The following is an 11,940-nucleotide window of genomic DNA, read 5'->3' as shown; positions in this document are numbered from 1 at the left end:
CGGCGTCGTCGCTCTGGATCTCGGTGCGGTAGCGGCCGGCGTTGTCGCGCTGCAACGACCAGTCGCGCAGCCGCACGGCGGTGTCGCCCTCGGCCGCTTCGGCGATTCCGAAGCCGGCGCGGGCGATGCGCTGGTCGTGCCGCTGCCGCGCCCCCTGCACGTCGCTCAGGGCTGTGTGGGCGAACACGATCTGCTGCGCGGCAAAGCGGCTGCCGCCCGCCGGCAGGCCCGTGCGCGAGCGAAAGAAGGTGACCTGGAAGCCGAACAGCCGCTCACCCGCCTGCAGGGCTCCGGTGAGGTACCACCATTCGGTGCGTGTGCCGGGATGGGCGCCGAAGTCGGCCGGAAAGACCAGCGTGCGAGGCCGCACCGCGCTGCCTTGCGCCTGTGAGATGAGGGGGAGGCTGGCCAGAACCCCCAGCAGGTATCGGCGTTTCATGTGGCCAAGCATGGCATGCCGGACGACAATGCAGGGTTGCCTCGCCCTCGTTGACGATGACCACTTTCTCCCTGCCCGAAGACTTTGACCTGGGCGAACACTTCGACCACGCCACCCTCACGCGGGCCATGGCGCTCAAGCCGCAGCAGGCCGTGCTGTCGCTGCAGATCGACGGCCCCAGCCTCGTCAGCCGCGTGCAGGGCGGCGGCCCGATGGCCTACCAGCAGAACATCCAGTGGGTGAACGACCGCCGCCTGGGCCTGCGGCTCGAAGGGCGCTGCAACTGCCCGGTGGGCCACAACTGCAAGCACGTGGCCGCGGCGCTGATGGCCTTCGAGGCGCAGCAGATCCGCATCAAGAAGGGCCTGCCCGAAACGCCGGGCGTGGCGGCTCTCACCGCCCGCCCGCCGGAGCCGCCACCGCCCGCCATGGTGGAGCTCGGCACGCTGGCGCTGGTGCCGGTGCTGCGCCTGACCACCTGTGTCGACGTGGCCTCGGAGGCGCTGCTGCACCACCGCTACGGCTCGGCCAACGCGCGCAACACCTCGCTTCGCCAGGGCGCGGCGCAGCTGATCTACCGCTACCAGCCGCCCACGGGCAAGGCCTTCGAGTTCCACTTTCCGGCCGGCAACGCCACCACCACGCTCGGTGAAGTCAACGACCCCCAGCGTCCTGGGCGCATGGTGCTGGGCCACTTCCAGCGCCAGTCGCAGGCCGAGGCGGGCGCCATGCGCACGCTCTTCGGCGAGCTGGAGATGCGGCCGTGGAGCCTCTCGGCCGGCCTGGCGATGGAGCGCTTGACGCGCCTGCAGGCGTCACGCGTGCAGTCGTCGGTGCTGCCCGCGGGCATGGAGGGCAGCGCCATGCTGCTGGTGCCGCAGCGGCGCGAACGCTGGCCCGAGCTGCTGGCACACCACATCCCCGAGCTCGAATCGCGCGGCTGGGTGGTCGAGGTGGCCGACGACTTCCCCTTCGAGTTGCACACGCCCGACGAGTGGGAAGTCGACATCGCCGAAGAAGCCGGCGGCAACTGGTTCAGCGTGGGACTGCAGGTGAGCGTCGACGGGCAGCCGGTCAACCTGGTGCCGCTGCTGGTGAGCCTGGTGCAAAGCGGCTGGCTCAACATCGACGCCACCGTGCGCCAGGGCGATGGCGGCGAGGTGCTGGTGCCCTGGGCCCACGACAGCGTGGCGGCGCCCGGCACCGCACCGCGCCAGCGCCTGCTGCGCCTGCCGGTGGCGCGGGTGGCGCCGCTGATGGAATGGCTGCGCACGGTGTTCCGGCTGGACGAGAAGTCGGCGGCATCGGCGCTGCGCCTGTCGCGCTTCGATCTGGGCACGCTCGAATCGCTGGCCAGCGGCTCGCGTGTCAAGGCACCGCCCAGCTTCACCGAGCTGATCGAGCAGGTGCGCCTGCTCGGCAGCGGCCAGAGCCTGCCCGCGGTGGAGGTGTCGCCGCAGGTGCAGGCCACGCTGCGCCACTACCAGCTCGACGGCCTGGCGTGGATGAGCTTCCTGCGGCGCGCGCGCCTGGGCGGCATCCTGGCCGACGACATGGGCCTGGGCAAGACGCTGCAGGCGCTGGCCTTGCTGCAGGGCGAGTTCGACGCCGGCCGGCTCGACCGCCCCAGCCTCGTGATCGTGCCCACCAGCCTCATCGCCAATTGGGAGGCCGAGGCCCGCCGCTTCACGCCCCAGCTCAAGCTGGTGGTGCTGCACGGCGCGCAACGGGCGCGGCACTTCCCGGCCATCGCGGGTGCGCACCTGGTGATCACCAGCTACCCGCTGGCCATGCGCGACGTCAACACCCTGGGCGCGCAGGAGTGGCACTACCTCATGCTCGACGAAGCCCAGCGCATCAAGAACAGCCGCAGCCAGGCCGCCGTGTCGGTGAAGGGCCTGAACGCGCGCCACCGGCTGTGCCTCTCGGGCACGCCGCTGGAGAACCACCTGGGCGAGCTGTGGAGCCTGATGGACTTCGTCTGCCCCGGCCTGCTCGGCAGCGAGCCGCAGTTCCGCGAGCACTACCGCACGCCCATCGAGCGCCGCCACGACACGCAACGCGCGCAGCAGCTGGCGCGCCGCGTGCGGCCCTTCCTCTTGCGCCGCACCAAGCAGCAGGTGGCACAGGAGCTGCCCGAGAAGACCGAGTCGCTGCTGCGCGTGGACCTGCATGGCACGCAGCGCGACCTCTACGAAACCGTGCGCGCCACCATGGACGGCAAGCTGCGCGAGGTGATCGCACAGCAGGGCCTGGCGCGCAGCCAGATCATGGTGCTGGATGCGCTCTTGCGCCTGCGCCAGGTGTGCTGCGACCCCCGCCTCTTGAAGATCGGCGAGGGCAGCGAGCACCACCGCCCGCACCACCCCTCGGCCAAGATGGAGCTGCTGCTAGACCTCTTGCCCACACTGGTGGAAGACGGACGCCGCGTGCTGGTGTTCTCGCAGTTCACCGAGATGCTGTCGCTGATCGAGATCGAGCTCGACCGCCTCAAGCTGCCTCACCTCAAGCTCACCGGCGAAAGCAAGGACCGCGGCTCGCTGGTGGCGCGCTTCCAGCAGGGCGAGGTGCCGCTCTTCCTCATCAGCTTGAAGGCCGGCGGCGTGGGCCTCAACCTCACCGCGGCCGACACCGTGATCCTCTACGACCCGTGGTGGAACCCGGCGGTGGAGCAGCAGGCCATCGACCGTGCCTACCGCATCGGGCAGGACAAGCCGGTGTTCGTCTACAAGCTGTTGGCCAGCGGCACGGTCGAGGACAAGATGCTGGAGCTGCAGGCGCGCAAGGCGGGCCTGGCCGATTCGCTGCTCTCGGGCGTGGCCGGCGACGCGGGCCTCACGGCGCAGGACTTCGACGAACTCTTCAAGCCCCTGGGCGCCGAGTAGGCTTGGCCGGCGGTGTCGGGGTGCTATCTATACTGAAATAGATACACCCCGAGAGCCCGTCATGAGCACCAAGACCGCCAAGCTCTTCACCAACGGTGGCAGCCAGGCCGTCCGCCTGCCGGCCGAGTTTCGCTTCGAGGGTGACGAGGTCTACATCCGGCGCGACCCGCGCACCGGCAACGTGATCCTCTCGGCGCGGCCCGAGCTCAGCTGGGTGGAGTTCATGGCGCAGCGGCATCAGATCGGCGAGTTGCCCGACGACTTCCTGAGCGACCGCGTGCAGAGCACGCAGCGGCGCGATCCCTTCGACACCTGGGTGGAGTGACCGCCGATGCTCTACCTGCTTGACACCAACACCGCAACCGCCGCCATGCGCGGCACCGCCGGGCTGGACAGCCGCCTCTCGCGCCTGCAGCCCGACGAGTGGTGCATTTCCGCCGTCACCAATGCCGAGATGCGCTATGGCGTGGCGCTCAAGCCCAAGGCCATCCAGCTCGAACGCTACGTGGACGCTTTTCTCGCCGTGGCGCGCACCGAACCCTGGGATGCCGCCTGCGCCGAATTCCACGGCATCGTGCGCGCGCAGTTGCGCGCCAAGGGCCACGTGCTGGGCGACTTCGACGAGATGATCGCTGCGCATGCCTTGGCCCTGGGGGCGGTGCTGGTCACCGACAACATGCGGCACTTCAAGCGCGTGGAAGGCTTGCGGCTGGAGAACTGGATTCGCAATTCCTGACGGGTTGACGAAGTCTTTCCATCAAAGTAGATTCTTGTTCCATCATGTTGGAACAAGACGAACTCCATGCCGACCTCGACATCAATGCCCGCATCGCCCGGCGTGTGCGTGAGCTGCGCCAGGCACGCGGCCTGACGCTGGAGCAGTTGTCCGAGCGATGCGGCGTGAGCCGCTCCATGATCTCGGTGGTCGAGCGCGGCGAAAGCAGCCCCACCGCCTCCTTGCTCGACAAGCTGTGCGCCGGCCTCGGCACCTCGCTGAACGCGCTCTTCGAGGCCCCGCAGCCGGAAGCCGCGTCGCCGCTGGTGCGGCGCGACGCGCAGCCGCAGTGGCGCGACCCGGCCTCGGGCTACGTGCGGCGCAGCCTCTCGCCGCCGGGTGTCGATTCGCCGATCCAGATGGTGGAGGTGAGCTTCCCGCCCGGCGCGCACGTCAGCTACGACAACAGCCTGCGTGTCGGCGTGCACCAGCAGGTCTGGCTGATGGAAGGCGTGATCGAGGTCACCACCGGCACCACCACCCACCGCCTCGCCGAGGGCGACTGCCTGGCCATGCGGCTCGACGCGCCCAGTGCCTTTCGCAACCCCAGCCGCAAGCGCGCACGCTACATCGTCGTGCTCACCACGCCATGACCCCTGCCCACGCCATCCAGCGGCTCGCCGCGCTCGATTCGCCTGAAGACCTGCACCAGCTGAGCGAGGTGCTGGTCGACTGCGTGGAGGGCGGCGCCTCGGTCAACTTCATGGCCGGCTTTTCGATGGCGCAGGCGCAGGCGTGGTGGCAACGCGTGGGGCCGCTGCTTCGCAGCGGCGAGCGCGCGCTGCTGGTGTCGCGTGACGAAACGGGGCGCATCGTGGGCACGGTGCAGCTTGCACTGGGCCAGCCCGACAACCAGCCGCACCGTGCCGATGTCAACAAGCTGCTGGTGCACCGCCGCGCGCGTGGCCAGGGCGTGGGTGCCGCGCTGATGCAGGCGGTGGAAGAACTGGCGCGCGCAGAAGGCAAGACCCTGCTGGTGCTCGACACCGCGAGCGACACCGCCGAGCGGCTCTACACGCGCCAGGGTTGGCAGCTGTGCGGCCGCATCCCCGCCTATGCGCTGATGCCCGATGGTGCGCCCACGGCCACCACCATCATGTTCAAGAACGTGTAGTCCACTAGCGCCCCAGCGCCTTCACCGAGCCGCAGTCCGCGCCCAGCCAGCGGCCGGTCTGGTCGACGTTCACGCGCTCGGCTTCGCCCATCACCTCGGTGTCGACCACGGCCTTGCTGGTGTAGCCGGTCGGCCCCTGGAAGTTCACCAGCGCCTCGCCCTTGGCCGGCGGCGTGGTGGTGCAGGCGAACTTCACCTTCATCGAGCTGCTGCTGCGTTCCAGCACCTGCTGTGTGCAGTCGCCGGCTTGCTGCGGCACCTCGCCGCGGTCGGCGTCTTCCTTGCTGATGCAGGCCTTGACGGTGCTGGTCGAGTCGCCCAGGCGCACGCCCTGCGAGGCCATCATCTCCTCGACCGCCTTGCGCTGGTCGGGTGGCAGGCGCGCGATCTGGGCCTGGGCCTGCTTCATCGCCGCCTCGGCCTTGCCGCTCTGGCTCTTGATGCCAATGTTGATCTCCCACAGGCCCGCTTCGATCTTGGGGCCGGTTTGGGCGAGTGCGCCGAGGCTGCATGCCGTCAGCAGGGTGGCGAGGGTCAGTGTCTTCAAATCAAATGCTCCGTCAGTGATGTGGCCGTGGCCTCGGGTGCGAGTATGCAGAGGCTGCGTTCCGCCAGAATGGGTGCCCGGTGTTTCCTGAAGTGACGAGTGCGCATGATTGTTGTGTGGAGGTTCTTGATTGTCGTGCTGCTGTGCTGCAGCGCCGCCGTTCATGCCGCCGAGCCCTGCGCCGACCGCACGGCCGATGCCGCCTCGGCGCCGCCGGCGCGCTTGGCCGACCTCAGCTACACCTGCCTCAGCTTGCGCAATGGCCAGCGCGTGCTGATCGGCGAGGCTGGCGAGCCCGCCGCACCGCCCGTGCTGCTGGTTCATGGCCTGGGCAACAACGCCCACCGCGACTGGGCAAACGCCGTTCCTGCGCTGGCACGCCAGTTCCACGTGATCGTGCTCGACCTGCCGGGCTTCGGCGGCTCGGAGGCCGCACCGCAGGGCTACTCCTTCGCCGCGCTCGCCGGTGTCCTGTCCGACGTGCTGGACTACGCCGCGCCCAGGCAGCGTGCACACGTGGTGGGGCATTCGCTGGGTGGCGCGGTCAGCCTCTACTTTGCGCACGCGCGGCCCGACAAGGTCGAGCGCCTGGTGCTGGTCGACGCGGCCGGCATCCTGCTCAAGATGGTGTTCGCTCAGCACGTGGCCACCCTGCGAACGAGGCAGTTCGGCATCGAGCCGCTCGACCGCCTGCTCAAGGGCCTGGACGAGCGCATCGCCGCCTTCCGGCGCGACGTCTTCAGCGGCCTCGATGACCGCTTCGACTTCAGCCGCTGGCTGGCCCAGAACCCCGGCGTGCGCAACGCGCTGCTCGGCCGTTACACGCAGATCGAGGCCGGCCTCGGCCTGGTGGAGCACGACTTCACCGCCGCCATCCGCGAGACGCGCGCCCCCACCACCGTGATCTGGGGCCGTGACGACCCCATCGCGCCGCTGCGCACCGGCAAGCTGCTCGCCGCGCGCCTGCCCGACGCACGCCTGCAGGTGCTCGACGGCGTGGGCCACACCCCCATGCAGGACAGTCCGCGCGCCTTCACGCGCCTGCTGCTCGATGCGCTGGCTTCGCCGCTCGCACCCAAGTACGCGGTGGACGTCCCGCTGGTGTCGCAGGGCGACGTGGTGTGCCAGAACACCGCCGACCGCCGCTACAACGGGACGTTCGACAGCCTCACCCTCGACAACTGCGCAGGCGTGCGCATCGAGGGCGCTCGTATCAAGCAGCTGGTGCTGAAGTCGTCTTCAGCGACGCTCGAAGACAGCGTGATCGAGAGCGCCGACGTGGCGGTGTCGGCGCAAGCCAGCCAGCTCACGGCCACCAGCACGCGCATCAGCGGGCGCGTGGCGATCCAGGCCGACGCGAGCCGCTTCGACCTCGCTGGCGTGAGCCTGCAGGCGATGGAACAGGGTGTAGAGCTGGTGTCGCCCAGCCGCCTCTACTTCTCGGTGAGCGAGGTGAAAGCGCCTGATTTCACCGGGGATGCCCATTTCATCTGGCCCTCGGCCGCGGAAAAGCGCTGAATCCCAGCCGCTCATCCGTTGCTTGGGTGACAGCCACTTGTCACCAAATACCGGATGCGTTACCGGCTGCCCCCTGCGCGCCCCTTGGCTGACATTTCGCAACAGTTGAGCGGGCCTTGAAATCAAGTCCACGAGATGCTTGTCGACAGGGAAGAGCATGTATGAGGCCGCCGGCCCGTTGTCGACAGGAACAACTGCATGTACAGGGACGATCTACCGCCAGCGTTGCTGGTGCCGGTGCCACGCGCGCTCGGGGTGTATTCAGACGGTGCGGCCCGTGCCGAGGCCAGGGTGTCTCCGGTTCTGGAGTACAGCCTGCCCTTCCGCGTGGGCGTGGTGTGCAATGAAGAGCAGCTGCTGCGCGTGCAGGCCCTGCGCCAGACGGCCTATGGTCGGCACCTGCCGGAGCAGGCTGCTTCCTTTGGCCAGGCTGATCCGCTCGACCGCCTGAGCGACACCACCATCTTCTTCGCCGAAGACAAGCTGACCGGCCAGTTGGTGGGCTCGGTGCGCGTGCAGAGCAACCGCAACGCGCCGCTGCAGATCGAGCGCAGCATCGAGCTGCCTGAAGAGCGGCGCGGCCAGCTGCTCGCCGAGATCACCCGCCTGTGCGTGCTGCCCGGCTACGACCAGCCGGTGCGCCTGGCGCTGGTGAAGGCCAGCCACCTCTTCTGCATCGCGATGCAGATCGGCGGCGTGCTGGCGGGCTCGCGCCGCTCGCTGCTGCGCACCTACGAGAACCTCGGCTTCACCGACCTCTTCGGTGACGATCGCATGTGCCCGCTGCTGCATGCGGGCGGGCTACCGCACCGCGTGCTGTTCCGCGACACCGTCACCTCCGAGGCGATGGCGCGCGAGCGCCGTCATCCCGACTACGACTTCGTGTTCCGCCACTACCACCCCGACATCGCCATCTTCGACGCGCTCGCCCAGGCCGTGTCCGGCGGGCTGCGCAGCGGCTCACGTTGGCACTGAGGTCGAGACTGGGGTGGTCGGTGCGAGGTGCGCGACCAGCATCTCGCGCAGCTGCTCGGCGCTGAAGGGCTTGGCCAGGAAGTCGTCCATGCCGGCGGCGCGGCACTGCTCGCGGTCTTCAGGGAACACGTTGGCGGTGAGCGCGATCAGCGGCAGCCGCGGCAGGCCGTTGGCCGCCTCGTGCTCGCGGATGCGGCGCGCCGCCTCGAAGCCGTCCATCTCGGGCATCTGGCAATCGAGCAGCACCAGGTCGGGCCGCGGCGTGCGCAGCTGGCACACGCGCTCGACCGCGCCGAAGCCGTTGAGCACGCGCTCCACCGCCAGCCCGAGCTGCGACAGCGAGGCCTCGGCCACCAGCGCGTTGACCTCGTTGTCTTCGGCCAGCAGCACCCGGCCGTTCAGCGGGGCGCGCTGGGGGGGGCTCTCGGTGGCCACCGGCGACGCTGCCTGCGCCGGGGCTGGCGCGTGCGCCGGTCGGTAGCGCAACAGCGGCAGGCTCACTTCGAAGGTGGAGCCTTGGCCCAGGGTGCTGCTGCAGCTGATGCTGCCGCCCATGGCCTGGCAGATGGCGCGCGTGATGCTCAGGCCCAGTCCCGTGCCGCCGAACTTGCGGGTGTTGGAGCTGTCGACCTGCATGAAGGGCTCGAAGATGGTGTCGAGCATGGCCGGGGCGATGCCCACGCCGGTGTCTTCCACGCGGATCAGCAGGCGGTGGCTGGGGCCGGGCGAGCCGGCCTCGCTGACGCGCACGCGCACCGTGCCGTGTTCAGTGAACTTCACCGCGTTGCCCACCAGATTGAGCAGGATCTGCCGCAGGCGGAACGGGTCCATCGCCACCCTGCAGGGGCGAGGGAGGTCGAGCACGCTGGTCAGCTTGAGCCCCTTCTCGGTGGCGCTGGGCGTGCACATCTCCAGCGTGTCGTCGATCAGCTGCGCGAGGTCGATCTGCTGCGGGTGCACCTCGATGCCCTGCACCCCCAGGCGGGCGTACTCGAGGATGTTGTTGATCAGCCCCAGCAGGTGCTCGCCGCTGCGGCGGATGACCGTCAGGCCTTCGCGCGGGTTGGCCGGTGGCGTGTTGCTGAGCAGCATGCTCGACATGCCCAGGATGCCGTGCAGCGGCGTGCGCAGCTCATGGCTCATGTTGGCGACGAACTCGTTCTTGGCCTGGTTCTCCCTGCGTGCCCGATCGAGGGCCGATGAGAGTTGCGAGGTCAGCCCCTCGTTGGTGAAGCGCAGCGTGAGCATCTCCACCACCTGCTGTTCGGAGCGGCGCGTGGCCAGCAGCAGCAGGGTGTAGAAGGTGGCAATGGAGAACGCGCCGTAGTAGCCGAAGCTGTCGCCGCGCAGGAGCATCACCACCACGCCGGGCAGTTGCATGGGCGCGGTGTAGGCCACGCAGCAGGGCCAGTCGGCATGCAGCACGAAGGCGGCAACCGTGCTCACCCCGGCCAGCGTGGCCACCACCAGCGGCATCAGGCTCGGGTCCTCGGCCGGGGCCAGGAAGACGGCGGCCGAGCCCCACACCAACCCGTCGATGAACAACATGAAGCGGCCCCAGTAGAGCCAATGCAGGTCGTGGCTGCGGCTGCGGCGGAACATCACGCCGTGGACGATGCGCGGCAGCACCACCGCCACCTTGATGCCCAGCCAGATCGCCAGCGTTTCCGTGGGGATGGTGCCGCGCAGGTAGAGCACCAGCGCGATGGCGTAGGCCGTGGCCGCGAACACGGCGACTGCGGTCTGTTCGAAGATCATGCCCATCTGCGCCGCACGCACCCGCGTTCGGATGTCGGGTGCGGCAGCGGGCGCGGCGACGGCGGTGTCGGGGGCGGCGGCCATTGGCGAGCAATGTACTCGCGTTGACTGCGCAACGCGGGGCTTCACGCCCCGTGGAATGGCCCGGTTAGCTCAGGAACAACACTGCGGCAATGGCCACGGCGGCAGGCACAGCCTGCACGTACAAGATCTTGCGCGAGACCGTGGCCGCGCCGTACACGCCGGCCACCACCACACAGCCCAGGAAGAAGAGGCCGACCGCTCGGCCGCCCGTGCTCAGGCCGAGCAGCAGCGACCAGATCAGGCCGGCCGCGAGAAAGCCGTTGTACAGGCCTTGGTTGGCGGCGAGCGCCTTCGATGCGGCCGAGAACTCGGGCGTGGTGCCGAACACTTTGCGGCCCTTGGGTGTGTCCCACAGGAACATCTCCAGCACCAGGAAGTAGATGTGAAGCAGGGCGACCAGGCCCACGAGCACAGCGGCAATCAGCATTGGAATCTCCAGCGGCGGTTGGTCTCGGATCGGGAAGCGACGGTAGCACGGCGGTTCAGGGCATTCCCTGCTGTGCAGCATGCGGCGCGGCCCGCATAGTGCACCGCAACAAGACTCCAGCGCAGGGCGCTTCGCCATGGACCAGGACACCGCCCGACGCCGCCTGCTTCTCGCGGCGGCGTCCGCTCCCTTCGTGTTCGGCGCCGCGCCGGCCCGCGCGCAGGCCTGGCCGGCCAGGCCGCTGCGCATCGTCGTGCCCTTTGCGCCCGGTGGCACCACCGACGTGCTGGCCCGGGCCCTGGCGCCCGAACTGCAGAAGGCGCTGGGCCAGCCGGTCGTCATCGACAACCGGGCCGGCGCAGGCGGCAACGTGGGTGCGGCCGAGGTGGCCAAGTCAGCGCCCGACGGCTACACCGTGCTCATGGGCACGGTGGGCACGCACGCCATCAACGCCGCCCTCTACCCGAGCCTGCCCTTCAATCCGATCAAGGACTTCGCGCCCATCACCCTGGTGGCCAACGTGCCCAACGTGCTGGTGATGAACCCGGCCAAGGCGCAGGCTGCCCGCATCGACAGCGTGGCCGACCTCGTCCGGTACGCGCATGCGCACCCGGGCAAGCTCAACATGGCCAGTGCGGGCAATGGCACCTCCATCCACCTGGCCGGCGAGCTGTTCAAGTCGATGACGGGGACCTACATGGTCCACTTTCCGTACCGCGGTTCGGCACCGGCGCTGATCGACCTCATCGGCGGAACGATGGATCTCATGTTTGACAACTTCCCGTCGTCGATGCCGTATATCAAGTCGGGCAAGCTGAGGGCGCTGGCGGTGACCAGCAGCACGCGGTCGTTGAGCATGATGGAGCTGCCGACCGTTGAAGAGGCGGGCGGGGCGAGCTTGAAGGGCTACGAGGCGACGTCGTGGTTCGGGCTCCTCGCGCCGGCGGGGACGCCGCCGGATGTGGTGAGCCGGTTGCAGCAGGAGGTTGCTCGGGCGCTCGGCTTGCCTTCGCTGCGGGAGAGGATGCTGGCGCAAGGGGCGATACCGAGCGGGATGAGTTCGGCGGCGTTCGCGCGCTTGATCGCGACGGAGACGAAGAAGTGGGCGAGGGTGGTGAAGGTGTCGGGGGCGAAGGCGGAGTGATTTGCTTGCGCCTCCGAGTCCGCTGTGGCTGAGGCTCTTCGCCCTTCGCGCATTCCCACCCGCTAAGGCTGAGGTATCGAAGCCTTGTGCTGCTCGTCGCAGTGGTTGTTCACTGCGTGAGGCCGCACCGGGAGTTCGCCCCGGCGGGCGACCTCCTTTGGTATCTGCATAACTTTGCTTCGCAAAGTGAGCAGATCCCCGCTTCGCGAACTTGTGTCGACAAGAAAGGAGGCAAAGAAGCGCCCCCTGCCTCCTCGGCCCTCGCGTAGCGAGG

12 protein-coding genes are annotated in these 11,940 nt (G+C 68.9%); 8 read left to right on the top strand and 4 right to left on the bottom strand.

The window, feature by feature from the left end:
• On the bottom strand, positions 1–439 hold a 439-nt coding region (locus tag VFL64_RS15305; protein WP_489541246.1), incomplete at its 3' end, for a lipocalin-like domain-containing protein.
• 56 nt (positions 440–495) lie between these two features.
• On the opposite strand from VFL64_RS15305, the gene VFL64_RS15300 reads away from it, so the two are divergent.
• The 5 genes from VFL64_RS15300 to VFL64_RS15280 all read left to right on the top strand — a co-directional run bounded on the left by VFL64_RS15300 (position 496) and on the right by VFL64_RS15280 (position 5,213).
• Positions 496–3,324, top strand: a complete 2,829-nt coding sequence (locus VFL64_RS15300; protein WP_489541245.1) for a DEAD/DEAH box helicase — start codon at positions 496–498, stop codon at positions 3,322–3,324.
• A gap of 61 nt (positions 3,325–3,385) precedes the next feature.
• On the top strand, positions 3,386–3,649 hold the full coding sequence (locus tag VFL64_RS15295; protein WP_489541244.1) for an antitoxin: 264 nt from the start codon (positions 3,386–3,388) through the stop codon (positions 3,647–3,649).
• Positions 3,650–3,655: 6 nt separating this feature from the next.
• Positions 3,656–4,060: a type II toxin-antitoxin system VapC family toxin gene (locus VFL64_RS15290; RefSeq protein ID WP_489541243.1), complete on the top strand. Its 405-nt coding sequence runs from the start codon at positions 3,656–3,658 to the stop codon at positions 4,058–4,060.
• A gap of 44 nt (positions 4,061–4,104) precedes the next feature.
• A complete protein-coding gene (locus VFL64_RS15285) occupies positions 4,105–4,692 on the top strand; it encodes a helix-turn-helix domain-containing protein (protein ID WP_489541242.1) in 588 nt (195 codons plus the stop codon).
• On the top strand, positions 4,689–5,213 hold the full coding sequence (locus VFL64_RS15280; protein WP_489541241.1) for a GNAT family N-acetyltransferase: 525 nt from the start codon (positions 4,689–4,691) through the stop codon (positions 5,211–5,213). The genes VFL64_RS15285 and VFL64_RS15280 overlap by 4 nt, the downstream gene beginning before the upstream one ends.
• A gap of 4 nt (positions 5,214–5,217) precedes the next feature.
• Here the strand turns inward: VFL64_RS15280 and VFL64_RS15275 are convergent, their stop codons facing one another.
• Entirely contained in the window at positions 5,218–5,760 is a 543-nt protein-coding gene (locus VFL64_RS15275; RefSeq protein WP_489541240.1) for a DUF3617 domain-containing protein, read from the bottom strand.
• A gap of 105 nt (positions 5,761–5,865) precedes the next feature.
• On the opposite strand from VFL64_RS15275, the gene VFL64_RS15270 reads away from it, so the two are divergent.
• Together VFL64_RS15270 and VFL64_RS15265 are read left to right on the top strand one after the other, a co-directional pair.
• Positions 5,866–7,278, top strand: a complete 1,413-nt coding sequence (locus VFL64_RS15270) for an alpha/beta fold hydrolase (RefSeq protein WP_489541239.1) — start codon at positions 5,866–5,868, stop codon at positions 7,276–7,278.
• A gap of 198 nt (positions 7,279–7,476) precedes the next feature.
• Entirely contained in the window at positions 7,477–8,253 is a 777-nt protein-coding gene (locus VFL64_RS15265) for an N-acyl amino acid synthase FeeM domain-containing protein (protein WP_489541238.1), read from the top strand.
• Here the strand turns inward: VFL64_RS15265 and VFL64_RS15260 are convergent.
• Positions 8,239–10,095: an ATP-binding protein gene (locus VFL64_RS15260; protein WP_489541237.1), complete on the bottom strand. Its 1,857-nt coding sequence runs from the start codon at positions 10,093–10,095 to the stop codon at positions 8,239–8,241. The two genes, VFL64_RS15265 and VFL64_RS15260, sit on opposite strands and share 15 nt — an antisense overlap.
• A 64-nt stretch (positions 10,096–10,159) precedes the next feature.
• On the bottom strand, positions 10,160–10,522 hold the full coding sequence (locus VFL64_RS15255) for a DUF1304 domain-containing protein (protein WP_489541236.1): 363 nt from the start codon (positions 10,520–10,522) through the stop codon (positions 10,160–10,162).
• 136 nt (positions 10,523–10,658) lie between these two features.
• Here VFL64_RS15255 and VFL64_RS15250 point away from each other — a divergent pair, with 136 nt between their 5' ends.
• Entirely contained in the window at positions 10,659–11,666 is a 1,008-nt protein-coding gene (locus tag VFL64_RS15250) for a tripartite tricarboxylate transporter substrate binding protein (RefSeq protein ID WP_489541235.1), read from the top strand.
• Positions 11,667–11,940 lie beyond the last annotated feature (274 nt).

It is taken from the genome of Rhizobacter sp. (assembly GCF_035702065.1).
GTDB lineage: Bacteria > Pseudomonadota > Gammaproteobacteria > Burkholderiales > Burkholderiaceae_C > Rhizobacter.
The sequence above is the reverse complement of the archived record's forward strand: the minus strand, read 5'-3'. Positions and strand labels throughout refer to the sequence as shown.